The organism is Salinicola lusitanus, from assembly GCF_038648475.1.
GTDB lineage: Bacteria > Pseudomonadota > Gammaproteobacteria > Pseudomonadales > Halomonadaceae > Salinicola > Salinicola lusitanus.
Window position 1 is genome coordinate 3,321,516 of record NZ_CP151919.1, and the last position, 21,411, is coordinate 3,342,926.

Consider the following 21,411-nt stretch of genomic DNA (forward strand, 5'->3'; position numbering starts at 1 on the left):
GTCTGTTGACCCTGCTCAATCGCGGCCTGGCCGAACTGTGTGGCTGGCTGTTGATCGTGGTGGTGCTGTTCATGGTCGTCGATCTGGTGGCGCGGGGATTCTCCCGCCCCCTCTACGGCGTCTCCGAGCTGGCCATGTTCACCATGATCGCGATCGTCTATCTCGGGCTCTCCCACGCCGAGGAGCAGGACGCCCACATCCGCGTCGAATGGTTGCCGGAACGGCTGCAGGGTGTGGCCGGACGCTCTCTCAACGGCTTCGTCACCCTGGTTTCGCTGGTCACGATCGTGATCGTCGGCTGGGCGGTATGGCATAACGCCATCGGTGCGTTCGACAGCCGCCAGGCGATTGCCGGGCCGCGTCCGATCCTCGTCTACCCGATCAAGTTCGTGATGTTCGCCGCGCTCGCCCTGTATGGCCTGCAACTCTGCCGCAGCTTGTCGCGCCAGTTCAGGCGGGCAGCGCACGACGAGTGAGCGATAGCCGGGTCTTGCCGGGCGGGGCGCGACGATTCGGCCGACAGCGCCGGCCGGTCTCTCGACAGTCTTATTCTGAACACGGATATGATCATGGATTTCACGCTGATAGGTATCGGCGGCATTGCGATGCTGCTGCTGCTGTTGGTCATGGGTGTGCCGCTGGCCATCAATTTCCTGCTGGTCGGCTTCATCGGTATCGCCACGCTGCTGACGCCGTCCAGCGCATCATCACTGCTGGGCGACACCATGTATACGGCCATCGCCTCACCGACCTTTACCGTCTTGCCGCTATTCGTGCTGATGGGGGCGCTGGCGGCGGCCAGTGGTTTTGCCGAGCAGGCCTACAAGGGGATCCACCGGCTGGCGGCGAGGGTGCCGGGGTCGCTGGCGGTGGCCACGGCGTTCGGTAGCGCGGCCTTTTCCACGGTCTGCGGCTCTTCGCTGGCCACGGCCAGCGTATTCGGTCGTATCGCCTATCCCGAGATGCGACGCTACGGCTACGACAAGCGCTTCGCGCTGGGCAGTATCGCCTGCTCCGGATCGTTGGCGGCGATGATCCCGCCCAGCGGCATGTTCATCCTGTTCTCGATCTTCACCGGCGTGTCGGTCGGCCAGCTGTTCATGGCGGGCATTCTCCCGGGCATTCTGACCGCGGTCGTCTATACGCTCTCGATCGTGTGGCGCGCCAAACGCCATCCGCAGCTGGCGCCGATCGATGCCGAGGAGCGCGAGGTGACGGTGCGTGACCGAGTACGTGGCGTGCGGGACCTGTGGCAGATACTCGCGCTCGGCGGTGTGGTCATCGGCGGCATGTACAGCGGCCTGTTCACGGCGACCGAAGCGGGTGCCATCGGCGCGCTCGGGGCGCTGCTGCTGGGCCTGGCCGGCGGCCCGTTGCGCTCGATGCCGAGACTGCGCGGGGCGCTGCGCGAATCGGCGGGCATCACCACGACGCTGTTCTTCATCATCATCGCGGCGCTGTTCTTCAGTCGCTTCCTGGGCCTGACACGCATCCCGTTCGAGATATCCAGTTTCATGGTCTCCTGGGACGTGCCCTCGTGGATGGTGCTGGGCCTGATCCTGCTCATCTGGTTTCTGATGGGGATGGTGGTGGTGCCGGCCGCCGCCTTCGCGCTGACGCTGCCGATCGTGTTTCCCATCGTTGTGGAGCTGGGCTATCACCCGGTATGGTTCTGCGTTATCGCGATGAAAATGTGCGAGATCGCCGGCGTGACCCCGCCCGTGGGACTCAACGCCTTCGCGCTGGCGGGCGCGGCCGGCAAGGGCGTCAAGATCAACGAGGTGTTTGCCGGGGTCTGGCCATTCGTGCTGTGTGACCTGATCGTGCTGGCACTGCTGTTGGCATTTCCCGCCATTTCCCTGTTCTTGCCGGAAACCATGATGTAATGGCGTCGTCATGATCGCGGTGCCACCACTCGAGACGCTGCACCAACCGAGACATTGGATAGAGATAACCCTCATGCTCAAGACCCCTTATCTGCTTTTTCTGGGCGATGTGCCCGACCCGTTGTCCGCCAAGGTGGCGCAGGGCATCCGTGACTGGCGTCCGGAATATGCGTTGGGTCAGTATCGGTTGCCGGGCTGCCAGGCGGACATGAAACTTCCCGACCTGACGATCGAAGAAGCGGTGGCGCAGGGCGCCCAGACGCTGGTGATCGGTGCGGCCAATCGTGGCGGGGTGATCTCCCGCAGCTGGATCGCGGTGCTCGAGGAGGCGCTGGCCGCCGGGATGGACATCGCTTCCGGTCTGCACAATCTGCTGCGTGACGAGCCGGTGCTGGTCGAGGCCGCGCGCGAGCATGGCGGGCGCCTCGTCGACGTGCGCGTGCCCCAGGTCCAGTACCCGATCGGCGACGGCAAGCCGCGTCGGGGCAAGCGTTGCCTGGCGGTGGGAACGGACTGCTCCATCGGCAAGATGTACACGGCGCTGGCGCTGGATATCGCGTTGCGCGAACGCGGCCTGAAGTCGAGCTTCCGTGCCACCGGCCAGACCGGGATCCTGATCACCGGCGAGGGCGTGCCGCTGGATGCCGTCGTCGCCGACTTCATGGCCGGTTCGATCGAGTGGCTGACGCCGGACAACGACGAAGACCACTGGGACATCATCGAAGGGCAGGGCAGTCTGTTTCATCCCTCCTACTCCGGCGTGACGCTGGCGCTGATCCACGGCGGCCAGCCCGATGCGCTGATCCTGTGTCACGAGCCGACCCGCACGCACATGCGCGGCCTGCCCCATTACTCGCTGCCGACGCTCGAACAGCTGCGCGATACCGCGCTGCCGCTGGCCCAGGTGGTGAACCCCGCCTGCCAGGTCGTCGGCGTGTCGGTCAACACCGCCGCCATGCCCGCCGACGAGGCGGATCGCTATCTCGAGGCGCTCGAGTCGCGGCTGGGGCTGCCGTGCGTCGACCCCTATCGCCAGGGCGCCGAGCGACTGGCGGAGGCGGTGGCGGCATGTTGAGGCTGAGCGTCGAGGAGCAGGTCTTCCCCCTCGCCGAGGTGTTCACCATCTCCCGCGGCTCGCGCACCGACGCGCGGGTCGTGGTGGCGACCCTGAGCGACGGCGTTCATGCCGGGCGCGGCGAGTGCGTGCCCTATGCGCACTATGGCGAGTCGGTGGCGAGCGTCATCGCGCAGATCGAATCGCTGCAGGACGAGCTGGCCCACGGGCTGGATCGTGAGGCGCTGCAGGCCCGGCTGCCGGCCGGGGCGGCACGTAACGCGGTGGATTGCGCGTTCTGGGATCTCGAGGCCAAGCGCAGCGGAACGCCGGTCTGGCAACTCGCCGGGCTGTCGGCGCCGGTGGCCGAGATCACGGCTTTCACGCTCTCGCTCGATAGCCCGGCGGTGATGCGCGACAAGGCCCGGCGCCATGCCGCACGCCCCCTATTGAAGCTGAAGCTGGGCGGGGAGGGCGATATCGAGCGGCTGCGGGCGGTGCGCGAGGGAGCGCCGGATTCGCGGATCATCGTCGACGCCAACGAGGGCTGGGATCGCGAGGCCTATCAACGTCTGGCGCCGGCCCTGCTCGAGCTGGGAATCGAGATGGTTGAGCAGCCGCTGCCGGCCGCGGATGACGCGGCACTGGCGGAGATCGAGCGGCCGTTGCCGGTGTGTGCCGACGAGGCCTGTCACGACCGCAGCTCCCTGGCGGCGCTGGCGGGGCGCTACGACATGATCAATATCAAGCTCGACAAGACCGGTGGTTTGACCGAAGCTCTGGCGCTCAAGCGCGAGGCGCAGGCCCTGGGATTCGAGGTGATGGTGGGGTGCATGGTGGGGTCGTCGCTGTCGATGGCACCGGCACTGCTGGTGGCCCAGGGGGCGGCCGTGGTCGATCTCGACGGGCCGCTGCTGCTGGCCCGGGATCGCGAGCCTGGCATGCGTTTCGACGCCGCGGGCATCCACCCGGCTTCGCCGCGCCTGTGGGGCTGAAGGGCCGCGTCGCGCGAGGATCGAGACGAGAGAATGGATGAGATGACACAGCGCACGGTGTACGTGAATGGCGACTACGTCGCTGAGCGGGACGCCACGGTATCGATCTTCGACCGGGGGTTCCTGCTCGCCGATGGCGTCTACGAGGTCTCTTCGGTGCTGGGCGGCAAGCTGGTCGACTTCCCCGGCCACATGGGGCGCCTGAAGCGCTCCGCCGCCGCGCTCGAGATAGCGCTTCCGTGGGACGAGGAGACGCTGCTGGCGATCCACCGCGAGCTGATTCGGCGCAATGCGCTGGACGAGGGGATGGTCTACCTCCAGTTGACCCGAGGCAGCGCCGGCGACCGGGATTTTCACTACCCCGACGCCGATACCCAGCCCACGCTGGTGCTGTTCACCCAGGCCAAGTCGCTGGTCGACGCCCGCAGTGGCCGGGAGGGTATCCGCGTCGCCACGCAGCCGGACTGGCGCTGGGCACGGCGTGATATCAAGACGGTGCAACTGCTCTATCCCGCCATGGCCAAGATGGCGGCGAAGGCGGCCGGGGCCGATGATGCCTGGTTGGTCGAGGACGGCATGGTGACCGAAGGGGCTTCCAACAATGTGTGGATGCTGACGCACGACGCCACCCTGGTGACCCGCGAGCTCTCATCCGCCATTTTGCCGGGCATTACCCGGGCCGCCGTCATGACGCTCGCCGAGACGCTGGCACTGCAGCTCGAAGAGCGGGCGTTCAGCGTCGAGGAGGCACAGCAGGCCAGGGAGTGCTTCGTGACGTCGGCCTCCTCGTTCGTGACACCGGTCATCGCGATCGATGGGGTCCCGGTCGGCGATGGTCGCCCCGGCGAGGTGGCCCGGCGCCTGCGAGCGGCGTATATCGAGGAGAGTCGCCGCCGCGCCCTCTAAGCCACCGTCGGCCGGCTCGAGCGAGTCGGCCGACGCCGGACCAGCCGGAAACGACAAGGCCCGCCGATCGCGAGAACGGCGGGCCTTGTCGTGATATCTGGTGGCTACGCCCTGATTCGAACAGGGGACCCCATCATTATGAGTGATGTGCTCTAACCAGCTGAGCTACGTAGCCTCAAGGGGCAAATCGAGTCGCCCGACAACGGTTGCGAATACTACCATAACCCGATGAAACGTCAACGCTTTTCGAAATCCACATTCAGTTCGGGGGCGACCCCGGCTAGACGTTGAAGCGGAAGTGCATGACGTCGCCGTCCTGGACCACGTAGGCCTTGCCTTCCAGGCGCCACTTGCCGGCTTCCTTGGCGCCGTTCTCGCCGCCCAGCGCGACGAAATCGTCGTAGCTGACCACTTCGGCGCGAATGAAGCCCTTCTCGAAGTCGGTGTGGATCACGCCCGCCGCCTGGGGTGCGGTGGCGCCGATCTTGACCGTCCACGCCCGAACTTCCTTCACGCCCGCGGTGAAGTAGGTCTGCAGGCCCAGCAGGCCATAGCCGGCGCGAATGACGCGATCGAGTCCGGGCTCTTCCATGCCCATCTCGTCGAGGAACATGGCGCGCTCCTCGTCCTCGAGCTCGGCAATCTCCGCTTCCAGCTTGTTGCAGACCGGCACCACGACGGCGTTCTCGCTGGCGGCGATACGGCGCACCGTATCGAGATGGGGGTTGTTCTCGAAGCCGTCTTCGTTGACGTTGGCGATGTACATGGTCGGCTTGAGCGTCAGGAAACCGAAGCTGCGCAGCTGGCGCTGTTCATCCTCGTCCAGGCCGAAGCTGCGCAGCGGTTGACCCTCGGCGAGATGGGGCTGGATGCGGTCGAGGATCGCCTTGGTGGCGATCGCCTCCTTGTCGCCGCCCTTGACCACCCGGGTCAGACGCTGGATCGAACGCTCCACCGCGTCGAGATCGGCCAGCGCGAGCTCGAGGTTGATGGTCTCGATATCGGCGGTGGGGTCGACCTGGTTGGCGACGTGGATGACGTTGTCGTCATCGAAGCAGCGCACCACGTGGGCGATGGCGTCGGTCTCGCGGATATTGGCCAGGAACTGGTTGCCCAGGCCCTCGCCCTTGGAGGCGCCCTCGACCAGGCCGGCGATATCGACGAACTCCATGGTGGTCGGCACCACTTTTTCCGGCTTGACGATCTCGGCCAGCTTGTCGAGCCGCGGGTCGGGCATCGGCACGATACCGGTGTTGGGTTCGATGGTGCAGAAGGGGAAGTTCTCGGCGTCGATGCCGGAGCGCGTCAAGGCGTTGAAGAGCGTCGACTTGCCGACGTTGGGTAGGCCGACGATGCCGCAATTGAAACCCATAGGATGTATCCGAGTTGATGTGCAGGAAAAGCTGAAAGAGAGGCTCGCTATTCTACGGGACACCGCAGCAGAAGGAATAGGAAAGAACGGCGCTGCGCACCCGGAAGCAACGCGCCCGAATGCCGAGGCAGTCCTGTTTCGTTCGCTTTCCCGTTGCTCAGCTCTTGAAGCTGTGCAGGCGATTCATCGCCTTGGCCCATTGGCCGTCGAGGGCGTCGGGGAGGGTGTGCACGGTTTCGAGAAGCGCATCGTCGATGGCCTGGCGCTCCGCCTTGCCGGGACGCCCGAGCACGTAGTTGGTGACCAGCTTGGCGCTGCCGGGATGGCCGATGCCGATGCGGAGGCGGTGAAAACCGTTGGTATTGCCCAGCGCGCTGACGATGTCGCGCAGACCGTTGTGCCCGCCGTGTCCGCCACCCGTCTTGTAACGAGCGCAGCCGGGAGCGATATCGAGCTCGTCATGGGCGACGAGAAGCTCGTCCGGGGCGATCTTGAAGAACTGGCACAGCGCGGCCACGGAGGCGCCGCTGCGATTCATGAAAGTGGTGGGGTTGAGCAGGTGCAGGTCGTGCCCGCTCAGACGGATCTTGGCATACAGACCCAGAAACTTGCGCTCGGGACGCAGCGTCTGCACAGCGTCCCTCGCGAGTTGCTCGACCAGCCAGGCGCCGGCATTGTGGCGAGTGTCTTCGTATTCCGGCCCCGGGTTACCGAGACCAATGATCGCTTTCACTACCATGCCGACTGCCTGTTATCCGGTCTTTGACGCAAGATTATGCGTCGCCTTTCGGCTCGCCATCTTCGTCGACGCCTTCACCGGCGACTTCGTCGTCGCGCGACACGGTCGGGTGCGTCACGCTGACGACGCCGGCATCGTGCTCTTCGCCATGGGTCAGCTCGACCAGGGTCACACCTTCCGGCAGCTTGAGGTCGGAGAGGTGGATGGTCTCGCCGAGGCCCAGGTTGGCGACGTCGACTTCGAGGTACTCCGGCAGCTTGGACGGCAGGCAGCTGATCTGGACGTCGTTGTTGAGCACGTGGATCACGCCACCTTCGTCCTTGACGCCCTTGCAGCTCTCTTCGTTGAGGAAGTGCAGCGGGACGTTCAGGGTCAGCTCGTGGGTCGCATCGACGCGCATGAAGTCGGCATGAGTGATCAACGCCTTGTACGGGTGACGCTGAAGATCACGGATGACGACCTGCTCGCTCTTGCCGTCGACCTTGATATCGATGACCGAGGAGAAGAACGCCTCGTCTTCGATCGCCTTGTAGAAGGCCGGCTTGTCGATGGTGATCGGCTGCGGGGCGGCTTCGCCACCGTAGATGATGGCGGCGACCTGTTCGTTCTTGCGGCGCAGGCGGCGGCTCGCACCTTTCCCCAGCTCCTTACGAACATTGGCGGTCAGGGTGTAATGGGACATTGATTGTCACCTCTAGTGGTCAAGTAAAGGAATCGGCATCGCCCGCGACCAGACGATGCCGTTCCAGCAGGGACCACCGCCATCATGGCAGTGGCCCACGTATCCACGCGTGCCTCGCTGTTCGTTCCCGCCCCGTTTCCGGTGTCGGGAGGGATCAGTGAAACATCGCGCTGACGGATTCTTCGTTACTGACACGCCGGATGGCTTCGGCAATCAGGCCGGCGACCGTCAATTGACGGATCTTGCCGCTGCGACGTGCAGGTTCGGAGAGCGGTATGGTATCGGCAACGACGAGTTCGTCAAGCACCGAGCCACTAATATTGTCCACCGCGGGTCCGGAAAGGATCGGATGCGTGGCGTACGCGACCACCCGACGGGCGCCGTGAGCCTTCAGCGCCTCGGCGGCCTTGCACAGGGTGCCGGCGGTATCGACCATGTCGTCGACCACCACGCAGGTGCGGTCCTGGATGTCGCCGATGATGTGCATCACCTGGGCCTGGTTGGCCTGCGGGCGGCGCTTGTCGATGATCGCCAGGTCGACGTTGAGCTGCTTGGCGATGGCGCGAGCGCGCACCACGCCGCCCACGTCGGGGGAGACCACTACCAGATCGTCGTAGTTCTGGCGCTCGATGTCGTCGAGCAGGATCGGCGAGCCGTAGACGTTGTCCACCGGCACGTCGAAGAAACCCTGGATCTGGTCGGCGTGGAGGTCCATGGTCATGACCCGGTCGACGCCGGCCTTGACCATCATGTCCGCCACGACCTTGGCCGAGATCGGCACGCGAGCGGAGCGTACGCGGCGATCCTGGCGGGCGTAGCCGAAGTAGGGCACCACCGCGGTGATCCGCGTTGCCGAGGCGCGGCGCAGCGCATCGACCATCAGGATCAGTTCCATCAGGTTGTCGTTGGTCGGCGCGCAGGTCGACTGGAGAATAAAGACGTCTTTACCGCGCACGTTTTCGTTGATCTCGACAGCGATTTCGCCATCGCTGAACTGGCCGACCGTGGCATGGCCGAGCCGGTTATCGAGACTCTCGGCTACCTTGGAGGCGAGTCCGACATTGGCGTTACCGGTAAAAACCATCAATTTAGACACGCGCGGCCACCTTTGGGAGCTGTTGAAGGTCAGTAGGGGACATTCGGTTCAAGCCAGGACGGGGGACAAGACTGCCGGTAGCGTACGAGACGAGAGGTTGCCGAAACACCATGCCAGCCCGCTTGCGATGCGGGGCGGCATCGAAGTCGCGCGTCGAGACGGCAGGGAAAAGAACCGCAACGTCGGTGGGGAAATCGTGTGGGCTGAGCGGCCATCGCGTCCCGGTTTCCGTTTGCAGGCTTGTCGAAATTCAGGAAGTGGCTGGGGTACCAGGATTCGAACCTGGGAATGCTGGTACCAGAAACCAGTGCCTTACCACTTGGCGATACCCCAGCAATCATCGGTCGCGCTCATTATGCGCAAAAGCGCAAACCGTTGGCTAGGTTTGAGGGCAAAACCAGTCGTGAAGTCGTCATTCGTCTGAAAAGACTGGTGAAAACCGCGTAGGTCACCGGTTTCCAGAACGAAGACGTCACGCTTGGGCCTGACCCAAACCTTCGGCAAGATCCAACGCCTGGTGCAGCGGCGACAGATTGCAACCGCGGGCCTTGAAGGCTTGCCATTCATCCGGGACCTGCTGCAGTACCTGATCGGCCTGCGTTTCGCCGTCCAGCGGACAGAAGACGCAGGCGCCGGTCCCCGTCAGCATCGCGTTGCCGTACTGGCCAAGCCAGTCCAGCGCGCGATCGACCTCGGGATGAAGCGCTCGCACGATGCTCTCGCAGTCGTTGCGCCACACCGCTTCGGGGCCAGCCCCGTCGAGTGCGCGACGCATACTAATGACCGTGCTATCGCGTGTCAAACCGGGGTGGCCGAAAATCGCCGCCGTGGAAATTTCCACGCCAGGATGGAGGATGACGAACCAGGCGGGCTCGAGATCCACGGCACTCAAGCGCTCGCCAACGCCCTCCGCCCAGGCGGTGCGGCCCCGTACGAACACCGGAACATCGGCGCCCAGCTCCAGCCCCAGCGTCGCCAGCCGCTCGAGCCCGAGCCCGAGACCCCAGAGGCGGTCGAGCGCCAGTAGCGTGGTGGCGGCGTTGGAGCTGCCGCCTCCCAGTCCGCCACCCATCGGTAGGCGCTTCTCCAGGGTGATGGCCGCGCCCAGCCGACAGCCGGTCTCGCGCTGAAGCCGGCGGGCGGCGCGAACGATCAGGTTGTCCGCTTCGGCGACGCCGGCGAGTGCCGGCGACAAGACGATATCGGTTCCCCGGGGCTGCGTCTCGAACCGCAGCGTGTCGCCGCGATCCAGGATCTGGAACAGCGTCTGCAGCGAGTGATAGCCATCCTCGCGACGCCCGGTGATCCGCAGCAGCCGATTGAGCTTGGCCGGCGCGGGCAGCGTCAGCGATCTCATGACGACCCGTCCGCCGCCGGTTCGGGCGCTTGGTCGCTGCCGCTCCCCGGTTGCCACTGGTTGACCACCAGCGTGGCGCGGATGTCATCGTAGGTCATGATCAGTCGGCTCGGCAGCCACAGCGAGTCGGCATAGGTCCAGTCCCGGTAGTGAATGGTCCAGCCATCCTGGCTCAGGGTCCGGGGGAAACCGAGTTCATCATCGCTCTGCTGATGGGGCCGGCCTGGCGCGGGGAGTCCTCGCACCCAGTAGTCCAGCGCCGATATCGGCAGCGACCAACCCAGCTGTTGCTGCATCAGCGCTTCCGGCGACGACGCCTCGAAACGACCATCACCGGTGGTCAGGGTGACGGCGCCCCGGCGGCCTTCGAGGACGCTGCGTCCGGCACCGAAGGGGCCGCTGATCAGCATGCGGTAGTGATCGGGTGCCTGGGACCAGTCCAGGTTGGCACTGCGGCTCTCTTCGGCGGTACGTAGCCCGACCTTGCCGACCACCTTCCAGGTATCCAGCGCTGCCAGGTCCTGCTGTTGCCGCTGCCAGTCGTCAGGCTGCCGCGGCACGTCCGGGGCCGGGGCCTGTCCGGCGCAGCCGGCCAGCCAGGCCAGCAGAAGCAGCGCCCCCAGTGGCTGCCACCAGCGTCGAGACGGGAGCGACAGGTGGCGTGGCTGAACATTGGCGAAAAGGCTTGGAGACATGGCAGATTCCTGTCGGGTGCGGATGATTCCGGCGTGCATATTCGGGGCGCATACGATAGCAGGGGCGCCAGGTGGTCACGAACTGCGAGTTCGTCCACCTTGCCCCCGGGGGACTATGGCTGCGGGGCCAACTGCGGATAGCGGGTCAACAGGTCGTCGATATCCGGATGGACTTCGCTGTCGGCGAGCGCGGACTTCACCAGGGCACGGGCCTCTTGCTGATGGTCGAGCACGACCAGCACTTCGGCGAGATGCGCGGCGACCTCCTGATCGGGTTGGCCGGCGTAGGCGCGGCGCAGATAGCCCAGCGCCTTGCGGGTCTCCCCGCGCTTGAAATATACCCACCCCAGGCTGTCGAGGATCGCCGGGCTCTGCGGCTCGAGGGCGTGAGCCCTTTCGATGAGTTCCTGCGCCTCGTCGTAGTTCTCGGTGGTCGTCGCCAGGGTATAGCCCAGGGCGTTGAGCGCGGCGGCGTTGTCCGGGTACCTGGCGATGAGTTGACGCATCTGGCTCATCATCGTCTCGACGTTGCCGCGTTCGAACTCGCGCATGGCGCGAGTGTAGAGGAGGTCGGCGTCGTCCGGGGCCTGCTCGAGGCTGCTGGCAAGCAGGGCATCTGCCGCCGCTGTCCGATCGACATTGTCGAGAGCCTGCAGGCCGATCTGGGTCAGCGCGACGCGTTGGCCGGGGTGGCGCAGAATCTCGATGCGCAGGAACTGCTGGGCCTCGTCGGCGCGACCTTTGGCGGTGAGCATACGGGTGGCCAGCGCACGCGAATCGAGGAAACCCGGGCCCACGGGTACCTGGCGGTAGTAAAGAAGGGCGTTTTCGATCTCGCCCTGGGTCTCGGCAATGCTGCCCAGCACCAGATAGGTGGCCGGCGGCGTGTCGTCGCGGTCGAGCAGCGGCAGCAGCAATCGACGAGCGGGTTCGATCGCTCCCGCGTCGAGATAGAGCTGAGCGAGGCCGATACGCAGCGACGGGGTTGCGTTGTGTCGTGCCAACAGTTGATCGATCTGACCTTCGGCGGCGGCGATGTCGCCATTGGCGATCTGGGCCTGGGCCAACGCCAGCAGGAACCGGTCGTCATCGGGTGAGAGCTCCTGGCCACGCCTTGCGGTAGCGGCGGCCTGGGCGTAGTCGCCGGCTTCGAGGGCGATCTGGGATCGGGCCAGCCAGAGCTCGGGTAGCTCGGCGTGTTGCCGTGTCAGACGTTTCAGGCGCTGCTGGGCCTCGTCCACCCGGCCGTCGGCGGCCTCCAGCCGGGCCGTTGCCATCTGGGCATCGGCATTGTCCGGGAAGGTGGCGGTGAAGTCGCGCAACTGGGCAATCAGCGGCGGCAGTTCCGCTTGGGACTCCACCATCAGGTCGGCCAGATCGAGCAGTTGGGCATCTTCTCCTGCCCGGGCGAGTTCCAGTCTATGCTGCAGGGCCGCCGGCCAGTTGCCGCGGTCTATCGCGATCCCCGACAGCAGCTTTTCCGGGGCCGTATCCTCGGGTGCCAGTTGCTGCCAGCGCTCCGCCGTGGCATTCAGCAGCGCCGTGTCGTCGGTATAGCGCGCGGCCAGGGTGGCACGCTCGGCCAGGGGGGCGGAGCGGTAGCGCTCGGCCGCCGCCAGGTACCCAACCGCAGCACGATGAAAGTCGCCGCGTTGGCCAGCCATCTCGGAGAGCAGTACCTGGGAGAGACCTTCGGCATCGAAGCCGCTGGAGACGGGCGGTGCCGTGGCTAACGGGTCATCGACAGGCGGCGACCCGGAACCGCCCGGCAGGCTCTCGCAGCCAGCCAACAGGACCGCGCAGATAGCGGCGGATAACAGACTTTTAGGCATGCGGCCCTCGAGATCGATCAATGGGTCCAGCATAGCGGCTGGCGGGCCGGGGTCAATCGCGGAGACGGCCGCCGCGGGCTTGATTCATTGCCTGCTAAGCGTCTTCCGGTTGTGCTAAAATGGCGCCGCTTCGCTCGACGGGTGACACATAGGCCTGTCCCCTGGGGCTGCGCGTCGAGTCCGCCCAGGCTTCGTTGGGTGACGGGATAAGGAAACGATCCTTATCGGCGTCCCGCGCCTTGCCTGACCGCACTTGACGCAGCAACGCGGCTCGCGGCCTATAGTGTGAACGGGCCCCAGTTGGGGCCCGCCGTCGGCTGGCATGTCTCGGCGTCTTGGCCACTGGCCGGTCGCGAACATTGGTGGGGCGTCTGACGACCTGACATCCGTCGCGTTCCATCCCGGCACGCCGCATGATGCTCGAAGGCGCGAGAGCCGGGTCCACGCAAGAAAGTGACCGTGATTTCATGACGCTGCTAGCACTGGGTATCAATCATAGGACGGCCGCGGTCGACATGCGCGAGCGTGTCGCCTTCTCGCCGGCACAGCTCGAGTCCGCGCTGGCGCAGCTGCGGGCCCTGCCCGACGTGCGTGAGGCGGCGGTGCTCTCCACCTGCAACCGGACCGAGTTGTACTGCATCACCGTGGCCGAAGGTGAGCGTCAACTGCTGGAGTGGCTGGGGGCATTCCACGGCATGCCGGCCGAGGAGTTGCTGAACTGCGCCTATCACTATCACGAGGGCGAGGCCGCGAAACATCTGATGCGGGTGGCGGCCGGGCTGGACTCGATGGTCCTGGGCGAGCCGCAGATTCTCGGCCAGCTCAAGGATGCCTATCAGATCGCGCGTCAGCATGCGGGACTCGGCAGCGAGCTGGAGCGCCTCTTCCAGCATACCTTCTCCATTGCCAAGCAGGTCCGAAGCGAGACCTCGATCGGCGAAAACCCGGTTTCGGTCGCCTACGCGGCGGTCAGCCTGGCCAGCCGGATCTTCGACGATTTCAGTTGCGCCCGCGCCCTGCTGATCGGCGCCGGGGAGACGGTCGAGCTGGTCGCGCGCCATCTTCGCGAGGCGGGCATCATGGGGCTGACCGTCGCCAATCGCACCCTGGCGCGAGCCCAGGCGCTGGCCGACGACTGCGGTGGACGGGCGATCGAGCTCAGTGCCATCCCGCAGGCGCTGGAGCAGGCGGACATCGTGATCGCTTCCACGGCCAGCGAACTGCCGATCCTCGGCAAGGGCATGGTCGAGCGCGCGCTCAAGGTGCGCCGTCACCGGCCTATCTTCATGGTCGACATCGCGGTGCCGCGGGACATCGAGCCTGAGGTGGGCGATCTCGACGATGTCTTCCTTTATAGCGTCGACGATCTGCAGCAGGTGATTGCCGAAAATCGCCGTCATCGCGAGGTCGCCGCGCGTCAGGCCGAGGCACTGATCGACAGTGGCGTCGAGCACTGGCTGCACCAGCGCCGGGTTCGCGGCGCCGGGGACCTGATTCGCCGTTATCGTCAGCACGGCGAGGTGCTGAGGCGCGACTCCGAAGCGGAAGCGCTGGCGCAACTGGCGCGCGGCGAGGATCCCGAGACGGTGATCAAGCGGCTCTCTCACCAGTTGGCCAACAAATTGATGCATGGCCCGACGCTGCGCCTGCGCGAAGCCTCGGGCCAGTCACGTCACGATATCATCCAGGCGGCCGATAACCTGCTCATCGAGGGGCCCGCCAAGACACAGGACTCGGTATGACAATACAGGAGTGGGCATGAAAGCGTCTTTGCGTGAACGACTCGACGCCTTCCAGGACCGCTTCGAGGAGCTGTCCGCGCTGCTTTCCGAGCCCGAGGTGATCGCCGATCAACCGCGTTTCCGGGACTACTCTCGCGAGTACGCCGAACTCGAGCCGCTGGTCGGGGCCTGGCTCGCCTATCGCCGCACCGAAGGCGACATCGAGGCGGCCGATCAGATGCGCCAGGACAGCGATCCGGAGATGCGCGAGATGGCCGAGGAGGAGTGGCGCTCGTCCCGAGCGGAACTCGAGGAGCTGGAGGAGGAGGTCAAGCGCCTGCTGGTGCCCAAGGACCCGGATGACGACAGCAACGTCTTCCTGGAAGTTCGCGCGGGCACCGGTGGCGACGAAGCCGCGCTGTTTGCCGGCGATCTGTTCCGGATGTATTCCCGTTACGCCGAGCGCCGGAGCTGGAAGGTCGAGGTGGTCAGTGCCAGCCATGGCGAGCAGGGCGGCTACAAGGAGATCATCGCGCGGGTCAAGGGCGATAACGTCTACGCGTCGTTGAAGTTCGAGTCCGGTGCGCACCGGGTACAGCGCGTCCCGGCCACGGAATCCCAGGGGCGTATCCACACCTCCGCTTGTACCGTCGCGGTCATGCCCGAGGCGAGCGAGGTCGGTGATGTCGATATCAACACCAACGATCTCCGCGTCGATACGTTCCGCTCCAGCGGCGCCGGCGGCCAGCACGTCAACACCACGGACTCCGCCATCCGCATTACCCATCTGCCGACCGGGCTGGTGGTCGAGTGTCAGGAGGAGCGCAGCCAGCACAAGAACCGGGCCAAGGCGATGTCGCTACTGGCGGCGCGACTCAAGCAGGCCGCGGTGGACTCGCAGCGCCAGCAGCAGGCCGATACCCGACGCTCGTTGGTGGGGTCGGGCGACCGCAGCGAGCGAATCCGAACCTACAACTTTCCCCAGGGGCGGCTCACCGACCACCGGATCAACCTGACGATCTACAAGCTGGGTGAGGTCGTTGCCGGCGACCTCGACGAAGTGATCAGACCGCTGGTCAACGAGTACCAGGCCGATCAACTGGCGGCCCTGCAGGGCGAGTGATGACGATCGACGAGGCCCTGCGCGAGGCGGCGGCGCGACTGGTGGCATCACCCACGGCGCGGCTCGACGCCGAGGTGCTGCTGGCCCATGTCTGCGCCGCCAACCGGACCTGGCTCTATACCTGGGGCGATCGTGAGCTGACGGCGGCGCAGCGGGAGCGCTTCCAGGCGCTGACCGCCCGCCGGGTCGAGGGCGTGCCGGTGGCTTATCTGGTCGGATCGCGGGAGTTCTGGGGACTGAGTCTCGAGACGTCGCCGGCGACGCTGATTCCCCGTCCGGATACCGAGTGTCTCGTCGAGGTGGCGCTCGAGGCGGCATCGACGCCCGCCGGCGAGCTGCTCGATCTGGGCACCGGCACCGGTGCCATCGCGCTCGCCTTTGCCAGTGAACGGCGTGAGTGGCAGGTGACCGGCGTCGATCTCTCGGCCGATGCGGTGACGCTGGCGCGACGCAATGGCCAACGGCTGGCGATAGCCAACGCCCGCTTTCTCCAGAGCGACTGGTTTTCCGCGCTGTCCGGGCATCGCTTCGACCTGATTCTCTCCAACCCCCCTTATATCGCGGAAGACGATCCGCATCTGCTGCTCGATGACGTCCGTTTCGAGCCACGCTCGGCACTGGTGGCGGAGGGGGCGGGGATGTCGGATCTGGCCTGGCTGGTCGAGCGTGCGCCGGACTACTTGCGCCCGGCGGGGTGGCTATGGGTCGAGCACGGTCATCGCCAGGCGGGGCCGGTGCGACAGGCGCTGCGGGATCGCGGTTTCCGCGGCGTCGCGTCGCGGCGCGACCTGGCAGGCCACGAGCGGGTGAGCGGTGGCCAGTGGGGCTGACTCGAAATGCCGGCATTGGTCGTCAGCGTTGAACGAAGGTGACCGGGCTCGCTGGAGGTTTGTAACGCCTCTGTGATAGTAATAACGCCCCCGTGAGCGGCAACGAGACCGCGACTCGTGACGTGGCGCTTCGCTGCCGACCGCGTATTTCAGGGAACCCTTCATCCATCGGCTTGGAACAATTACACCAATGAAAGCCAAATCTCGAGCTCTCGATCGGATCGATCTCAACATACTGCGTTGCCTGCAGGACAATGCCCGGATTTCCTACGTGGATCTGGCGTCGCAGGTGGGCCTGTCGACCACACCCTGCCTGGAGCGGGTCAAGCGTCTCGAGCGTTCCGGTATCATCCGGGGTTACAAGGCCATTCTCGACCCTCGGGCCCTGCATGCCAACCTGCTGGTATTCGTCGAGATCAGCCTCAACACGCAGTCGCCATCGGTGTTCGACGAGTTTCGCAAGGCAGTCGCCAAGCTGCCGCAGATCCAGGAGTGCCATCTGGTCTCCGGACAGTTCGACTACATTCTCAAATGCCGTATTCCCGAAATGTCTGCCTATCGACAACTGCTGGGCGACGTGGTGTTGACGTTGCCCGGCGTCAAGGAGTCCAAGAGCTACGTGGTCATGGAAGAGGTCAAGGAGGAGTTGGCGTTGCCGATTCCCGACTGCCTGCCGGAAGACGACCGATGATGCGTGGCTAGGGCTGGCCGATAACGGTAGCTTTCGTGCCCAGGAAAGTTCATGAACGACGAAGCACTACTACGCTACAGCCGTCACATCATGCTCGACGAGATCGACATCGTGGGGCAGGAGCGTTTGCTGGCCTCCCGGGTGTTGATTATCGGGGCCGGTGGGTTGGGATCTCCCGCGGCCCTCTACCTGGCGGGGGCCGGTGTGGGTCGTCTGGGCATCGCCGATGACGACATTGTCGAGCTGTCCAATTTGCAGCGTCAGGTTGCCCACACGGAAGGGCGCCTGGGGCAGTCCAAGGCGTGCTCGGCGGCGGAAGCGGCGCGGGGCCTGAACTCGGCATGTGACGTACGAGCTCTGGAGGCACGTCTCGTCGGCGAGGCGTTGACGGCGGAAGTCGCCCAGGCCGATATCGTGCTGGACTGCACCGACCGGTTCTCCAGTCGCTTCGACATCAATCGGGCCTGCGTCGAGAGCGGGACGCCGCTGGTGAGCGGCGCGGCCATTCGCTTTTCCGGCCAGTTGGCTGTCTTTGATCCTCGGCAGCGCCAATCGCCGTGCTACGCCTGCCTCTACGGTGAGCAAGGCGACGATGAGGCGCTCACCTGTGCCGAGAGCGGGGTGATTTCACCACTGGTCGGCTTGATCGGCAGCTTTCAGGCGCTGGAGGCGATGAAATTGATCACGGGTGCGGGGCGGCCTCATCAGGGGCTGTCCACATTCAACGCGCTGGAAGGCGAGTGGCGTCATTTCGCGCTGCCCAGAGATCCCGCCTGTCCGGTGTGCGGCAACCGCTAGACATACCTGGCGTTGCGAGGGGGCGGCGATGACTCACGGCGACCTGCCGGCGATAGGCCGCGGCGCGATGAGCCGGCCTTTGTGAGCAACGCGAATCTTGATGAGCGTGCCGCACATTCTACCGGGCGCGGTTAGGGTCGGGACGCCTGCATGGCAACACTAAAGTCGACGAAAAATCCGTCTTCTCTCTCTCATGATATCCTGATAACCTAATATCCATAGTAGTTGGCCGGGGGTGGTGCCTACCATATGTTGATTTCCGGCGTGCAAAAACCAGTCTCATGATTTCGTGAATCGAGGCAGGCGCACCTGGTGCGCTTGCCCGGAGGTTCATGGTCGCGATACCGCGATCTTTGGCCCTGCCGGCTCCATCTTAGCGATCGAGCCGGCGGGGCATTTTTTTGTCCATTGGTGCGATAAAAACGTCCGCCGATCATTTCCCGCTTCCCCGCTTCCCCGCTTCCCCGCTTCCCCGCTTCCCCGCTTCCCCGCTTCCCCGCTTTACGACCTTCGCTCCAGGTCGATCTCAAGATTTTGATATCTATGCCGATATTCAGATTCAGTGCGGCTTTTTCCAGTCAGTCGACACTGATTTGGTCATTAGGAAATAGCACTTTTTAAGCACTTTTATTGATCTAGGTTAAATAATTCAAAACGTAATATGGGCAAACTAATTTTAATTAATTTACGGTCGAACACTGCTCAGCCGCATTGAGGTTGCCGGGCTGTATCATAGGCGGATATTCGGTAAGGCCATGAAATTGACGAAGAGGGATCTTCAGCCCGTCCAGCAACGGACAAAAAATGCGCCGCGCGAGGGTACCCTGTCCTACCACGCTCAGATTTCCGGGATACCGTTGGGAACATTGAAAACTCGGGTCAAGAAGCTCGTTGACAGGGGCGTCGAGAGAGAGCGGGCCATCGAGATTGCGTTAAGTCAGCCCATCGGGCCCCAGGGGCGACCGAGAAAGCCCACGCACCGCTAGGTCCATTGCTCTCCTGCTGATTGCGCAGGGCACGGTTAAATGGCGAAAGCCCCTGAGATGTCTTCAGGGGCTTCAGGGAGAAAGCGAGAGACAGTGATGATCGGCTCGTCACGAGGATCGAGCGTCATCATTCCATTGCGGATTGCCGTCACGCATCAGGACCCGGTCTCCGTCGGGCTTCTCGTCCAGCTTGGCTTCATGCACCTCGCCATCGTAGCGATACCGGACGTCGTAGCCCACGGTCTCCTCCTTGCTGTCATTGACCGTACTGCAGCGCTGTTCGGTGGTCTGGTAGGTGTCGCCCTGCTGCATCTGCTGCTGGACCTGGTTTCCTGCCACGCCGCCACCGACGGCGCCCGCCGCGGTCATGATCTTCTTGCCACTACCGCCACCGAACTGATTGCCCACGACGCCGCCGACGATGGCGCCGATCGCGGTGCCTGCGATGCGGTTTTCGTCTTTCGCCGGGCGCTGATGGGTCACCGTGACGTTCTTGCACACTTCGCGTGGTGTATCGGTGGTCTGCACGATCGGTTCGACGCTGACGATCTCAGCGTACCGGGGCCCGCTTTCCGAGGATTGATAGGAGCCGACGGCGATCCCTCCGGCAATACCCAGTGCGGCAATGACGCCACCAATGATGATCGGTTTGTTCATGACCTTGCTCCTCTCTGTGCTCTCCGCAGTGCCGAACTGTGATGCGTTCGATGCGGCAGTCTTCGCAACTCTTGTGATGTCCCTATCGTTTGCCGATTGGCATGATCTTCGGAGAGCGCCACTCCATGACCGCTTCCGTAGATCGGATGATTATAGTCTCGAAACATTCGAAGGGCGCCGGATCGTAGGGTTTTTGAACACTGTTTTCATTTTGGCGATGGGGTGTCGCCAAATGGGGACAATCCCGGGGTGGCGAGCGTCGGGTCAAGCGGCTGGAGGCGCGAGGCGATTCTTTCCGCGACGAGGGTCGAAGAGGGCGGGACAAGAGGCAGGGAGGAAAGGGTGGGATCCGTCGGCGCCGGTGCCGGCGCCGATCTGGACCGATGAGGTTTACAGTTCGAACTGGGCCAATTTGCGGTCGACTCTGGCCTTCTTGAGTTTGGCAACCTTGGGCAGGCCGTTCTCGAACGGGGGGAAGTCCTCGCCCAGGATCAGCGGCGCGAGATAGCGCCGGCCAGCTTCGCTGATATAGAGGCCATCCTCGCTGATGTAGTCCCGCGGCATGAACTTCTCGTGATTGGCGATCTCCGACAGCGGGGCCGGTTCGATCTTCCATTCGTAGGGGGTATCGGAGACGCGCTTGATGGCGGGCATCATCGAGTTCTGGCCTGCCAGCGCGAGTTCGACGGCGGCTTCGCCCACGGCGTACGCCTGATCGACATCGGTCTTGGAGGCGATGTGGCGGGCCGCCCGCTGCAGGTAATCGGCCACTGCCCAGTGGTACTTGTAGCCGAGATCTTCCTTGACCATCGATGCCAGGGTGGGGGCGACTCCGCCGAGCTGCTTGTGGCCGAAGGCGTCGGTGCTGCCCGAGTCGGTAAGGAAGGTCCCGTCGGCATACTGGGCACCTTCGGACACCACGAGCACGCAAAATCCGTGAGACTTGACCGCTTCGTCGATGCGCGCCATGACCTTCTCCCGGTCGAACGCGATTTCCGGAAAGATGATCAGGTGCGGCGCTTGCTGCGGGGACTCTCCGGAGAGGGCGCCGGCGGCAGCGATCCAGCCGGCATGTCGTCCCATCACCTCGAGGATGAAGACCTTGGTGGACGTCGAGCACATCGACTCGATGTCCAGTGCCGCTTCGCGCGTCGAGGTGGCGACGTACTTGGCGACACTGCCGAAGCCGGGGGAGTTGTCGGTGATGGGGAGATCATTGTCGACGGTCTTGGGAACGTGGATGGCCGTCAACGGGTAGCCCATCGTCTCCGAGAGCTGGGAGACCTTGAGGCAGGTATCGGCGCTGTCGCCCCCGCCGTTGTAGAAGAAGTAGCGGATGTCGTGGGCCTTGAACACCTCGATCAGGCGCTCGTACTCGGTGCGGTGCGTCTCGATGGACTTGAGCTTGTAACGACAGGAGCCGAACGCGCCGCCGGGCGTGTGGCGCAGTGCCGAGATCGCTTCTTCGCTCTCCTGATTGGTATCGATCAGGTCTTCCAGAAGCGCGCCGATGATGCCGTTATGCCCCGCGTAGAGATGGCCGATGCGATCCGAGTGACGACGGCAGGCTTCGATCACCCCGCAGGCGCTGGCGTTGATGACGGCAGTGACGCCACCGGACTGGGCGTAGAACGCGTTGTGCTTGGCCATATCGGCTCTCATCTCCTGAGGTTCGGTTGTGCTGGTCTCACGTCGTCGGCCCGGTGTGCTCGGTCGCATCCCCGTGCGGACTTCGATGACGGTCTCGCGCTGACAATGATCGACCTCGAATCATCACGAGAGGATGAAACTGGCGGGCCAATCGAATGACACCTCCCTGTCGAGGGCCGGGGCACGAAAGCGGGCCCAGCATAGCCGAAAGGCGAATGCCTGTTAATACGAGGCGGGATTGAGGGTCGCGATCAATTTTCTGCAACTGAGGGATGAGAGGAAGACCAGTTTGGGGGGATCGACCGAGTGGACTCGCCGGCTGGACCGGGCTGGCGGTGACG

General features: G+C 64.5%; 19 protein-coding genes and 2 tRNA genes. 10 read left to right on the plus strand and 11 right to left on the minus strand.

The genetic code is table 11. The features are described 5' to 3' along the window. Positions 1-5: 5 nt before the first annotated feature. The 5 genes from AAGT95_RS14895 to AAGT95_RS14915 all read left to right on the plus strand — a co-directional run bounded on the left by AAGT95_RS14895 (position 6) and on the right by AAGT95_RS14915 (position 4,841). Positions 6-476, plus strand: a complete 471-nt coding sequence (locus AAGT95_RS14895) for a TRAP transporter small permease (RefSeq protein ID WP_342594343.1) — start codon at positions 6-8, stop codon at positions 474-476. A gap of 93 nt (positions 477-569) precedes the next feature. Next, positions 570-1,886 (plus strand): TRAP transporter large permease, encoded by a 1,317-nt coding sequence (locus AAGT95_RS14900; protein WP_342594344.1) that lies wholly within the window; start codon positions 570-572, stop codon positions 1,884-1,886. A 73-nt stretch (positions 1,887-1,959) separates the two neighbouring features. Next, positions 1,960-2,961 (plus strand): N-acetyltransferase DgcN, encoded by a 1,002-nt coding sequence (dgcN, locus tag AAGT95_RS14905; RefSeq protein ID WP_342594345.1) that lies wholly within the window; start codon positions 1,960-1,962, stop codon positions 2,959-2,961. Next, entirely contained in the window at positions 2,955-3,935 is a 981-nt protein-coding gene (gene dgcA / locus AAGT95_RS14910) for an N-acetyl-D-Glu racemase DgcA (RefSeq protein ID WP_342594346.1), read from the plus strand. The genes dgcN and dgcA overlap by 7 nt, the downstream gene beginning before the upstream one ends. Before the next feature lie 33 nt (positions 3,936-3,968). Further along, positions 3,969-4,841: a D-amino-acid transaminase gene (locus AAGT95_RS14915; RefSeq protein WP_342594347.1), complete on the plus strand. Its 873-nt coding sequence runs from the start codon at positions 3,969-3,971 to the stop codon at positions 4,839-4,841. Between the two features lie 98 nt (positions 4,842-4,939). On the opposite strand, the gene AAGT95_RS14920 is transcribed toward AAGT95_RS14915, so the two are convergent. The 9 genes from AAGT95_RS14920 to AAGT95_RS14960 all read right to left on the minus strand — a co-directional run bounded on the left by AAGT95_RS14920 (position 4,940) and on the right by AAGT95_RS14960 (position 12,614). After that, positions 4,940-5,016, minus strand: a tRNA-Met gene (locus AAGT95_RS14920). 105 nt (positions 5,017-5,121) lie between these two features. Continuing rightward, positions 5,122-6,213, minus strand: coding sequence for a redox-regulated ATPase YchF (gene ychF, locus AAGT95_RS14925; RefSeq protein ID WP_342594348.1), 1,092 nt, complete (start codon positions 6,211-6,213; stop codon positions 5,122-5,124). 157 nt (positions 6,214-6,370) lie between these two features. Further along, on the minus strand, positions 6,371-6,952 hold the full coding sequence (gene pth / locus AAGT95_RS14930) for an aminoacyl-tRNA hydrolase (protein WP_342594349.1): 582 nt from the start codon (positions 6,950-6,952) through the stop codon (positions 6,371-6,373). 34 nt (positions 6,953-6,986) lie between these two features. Further along, positions 6,987-7,634 (minus strand): 50S ribosomal protein L25/general stress protein Ctc, encoded by a 648-nt coding sequence (locus AAGT95_RS14935; protein WP_110600252.1) that lies wholly within the window; start codon positions 7,632-7,634, stop codon positions 6,987-6,989. Positions 7,635-7,788: 154 nt separating this feature from the next. Further along, positions 7,789-8,730 (minus strand): ribose-phosphate pyrophosphokinase, encoded by a 942-nt coding sequence (locus AAGT95_RS14940; protein WP_198655830.1) that lies wholly within the window; start codon positions 8,728-8,730, stop codon positions 7,789-7,791. Positions 8,731-8,988: 258 nt separating this feature from the next. Beyond that, positions 8,989-9,063: transfer RNA gene (locus tag AAGT95_RS14945), tRNA-Gln, on the minus strand. Positions 9,064-9,202: 139 nt separating this feature from the next. Next, on the minus strand, positions 9,203-10,087 hold the full coding sequence (gene ispE, locus AAGT95_RS14950; protein ID WP_342594350.1) for a 4-(cytidine 5'-diphospho)-2-C-methyl-D-erythritol kinase: 885 nt from the start codon (positions 10,085-10,087) through the stop codon (positions 9,203-9,205). Then, complete coding sequence (gene lolB, locus AAGT95_RS14955; protein WP_342594351.1) at positions 10,084-10,782, minus strand: lipoprotein insertase outer membrane protein LolB; 699 nt, start codon at positions 10,780-10,782, stop codon at positions 10,084-10,086. Before lolB ends, ispE begins: the two co-directional genes overlap by 4 nt. Before the next feature lie 113 nt (positions 10,783-10,895). Then, on the minus strand, positions 10,896-12,614 hold the full coding sequence (locus tag AAGT95_RS14960) for a tetratricopeptide repeat protein (RefSeq protein ID WP_342594352.1): 1,719 nt from the start codon (positions 12,612-12,614) through the stop codon (positions 10,896-10,898). Positions 12,615-13,081: 467 nt separating this feature from the next. On the opposite strand from AAGT95_RS14960, the gene hemA reads away from it, so the two are divergent. From hemA to AAGT95_RS14985, 5 genes are all read left to right on the plus strand, one after another. Then, positions 13,082-14,356: a glutamyl-tRNA reductase gene (gene hemA, locus AAGT95_RS14965; protein WP_342594353.1), complete on the plus strand. Its 1,275-nt coding sequence runs from the start codon at positions 13,082-13,084 to the stop codon at positions 14,354-14,356. 16 nt (positions 14,357-14,372) lie between these two features. Continuing rightward, positions 14,373-15,458, plus strand: coding sequence for a peptide chain release factor 1 (prfA, locus tag AAGT95_RS14970; RefSeq protein WP_342594354.1), 1,086 nt, complete (start codon positions 14,373-14,375; stop codon positions 15,456-15,458). After that, a complete protein-coding gene (gene prmC, locus AAGT95_RS14975) occupies positions 15,458-16,288 on the plus strand; it encodes a peptide chain release factor N(5)-glutamine methyltransferase (RefSeq protein WP_342594355.1) in 831 nt (276 codons plus the stop codon). The genes prfA and prmC overlap by 1 nt, the downstream gene beginning before the upstream one ends. A gap of 190 nt (positions 16,289-16,478) precedes the next feature. Then, on the plus strand, positions 16,479-16,979 hold the full coding sequence (locus AAGT95_RS14980; protein ID WP_110600238.1) for an Lrp/AsnC ligand binding domain-containing protein: 501 nt from the start codon (positions 16,479-16,481) through the stop codon (positions 16,977-16,979). Between the two features lie 51 nt (positions 16,980-17,030). Beyond that, positions 17,031-17,777 (plus strand): HesA/MoeB/ThiF family protein, encoded by a 747-nt coding sequence (locus tag AAGT95_RS14985; protein ID WP_342594356.1) that lies wholly within the window; start codon positions 17,031-17,033, stop codon positions 17,775-17,777. Positions 17,778-18,871: 1,094 nt separating this feature from the next. Here AAGT95_RS14985 and AAGT95_RS14990 read toward each other — a convergent pair. Both AAGT95_RS14990 and AAGT95_RS14995 read right to left on the minus strand, forming a co-directional pair. Beyond that, positions 18,872-19,420, minus strand: coding sequence for a glycine zipper 2TM domain-containing protein (locus AAGT95_RS14990; protein WP_342594357.1), 549 nt, complete (start codon positions 19,418-19,420; stop codon positions 18,872-18,874). A gap of 390 nt (positions 19,421-19,810) precedes the next feature. Further along, complete coding sequence (locus tag AAGT95_RS14995; protein WP_110600230.1) at positions 19,811-21,070, minus strand: 6-phosphofructokinase; 1,260 nt, start codon at positions 21,068-21,070, stop codon at positions 19,811-19,813. Between the last annotated feature and the right edge of the window lie 341 nt (positions 21,071-21,411).

Coding starts and splice junctions, on each gene's coding strand:
- AAGT95_RS14985 (WP_342594356.1), top strand. CDS start 17,031: ATGAACGACGAAGCACTACTACGCTACAGCCGTCACATCATGCTCGAC.
- ychF (WP_342594348.1), bottom strand. CDS start 6,213: ATGGGTTTCAATTGCGGCATCGTCGGCCTACCCAACGTCGGCAAGTCG.
- AAGT95_RS14980 (WP_110600238.1), top strand. CDS start 16,479: ATGAAAGCCAAATCTCGAGCTCTCGATCGGATCGATCTCAACATACTG.
- AAGT95_RS14915 (WP_342594347.1), top strand. CDS start 3,969: ATGGATGAGATGACACAGCGCACGGTGTACGTGAATGGCGACTACGTC.
- AAGT95_RS14990 (WP_342594357.1), bottom strand. CDS start 19,420: ATGAACAAACCGATCATCATTGGTGGCGTCATTGCCGCACTGGGTATT.
- dgcN (WP_342594345.1), top strand. CDS start 1,960: ATGCTCAAGACCCCTTATCTGCTTTTTCTGGGCGATGTGCCCGACCCG.
- pth (WP_342594349.1), bottom strand. CDS start 6,952: ATGGTAGTGAAAGCGATCATTGGTCTCGGTAACCCGGGGCCGGAATAC.
- hemA (WP_342594353.1), top strand. CDS start 13,082: ATGACGCTGCTAGCACTGGGTATCAATCATAGGACGGCCGCGGTCGAC.
- dgcA (WP_342594346.1), top strand. CDS start 2,955: ATGTTGAGGCTGAGCGTCGAGGAGCAGGTCTTCCCCCTCGCCGAGGTG.
- ispE (WP_342594350.1), bottom strand. CDS start 10,087: ATGAGATCGCTGACGCTGCCCGCGCCGGCCAAGCTCAATCGGCTGCTG.
- AAGT95_RS14995 (WP_110600230.1), bottom strand. CDS start 21,070: ATGGCCAAGCACAACGCGTTCTACGCCCAGTCCGGTGGCGTCACTGCC.
- prmC (WP_342594355.1), top strand. CDS start 15,458: ATGACGATCGACGAGGCCCTGCGCGAGGCGGCGGCGCGACTGGTGGCA.
- AAGT95_RS14935 (WP_110600252.1), bottom strand. CDS start 7,634: ATGTCCCATTACACCCTGACCGCCAATGTTCGTAAGGAGCTGGGGAAA.
- lolB (WP_342594351.1), bottom strand. CDS start 10,782: ATGTCTCCAAGCCTTTTCGCCAATGTTCAGCCACGCCACCTGTCGCTC.
- AAGT95_RS14900 (WP_342594344.1), top strand. CDS start 570: ATGGATTTCACGCTGATAGGTATCGGCGGCATTGCGATGCTGCTGCTG.
- prfA (WP_342594354.1), top strand. CDS start 14,373: ATGAAAGCGTCTTTGCGTGAACGACTCGACGCCTTCCAGGACCGCTTC.
- AAGT95_RS14960 (WP_342594352.1), bottom strand. CDS start 12,614: ATGCCTAAAAGTCTGTTATCCGCCGCTATCTGCGCGGTCCTGTTGGCT.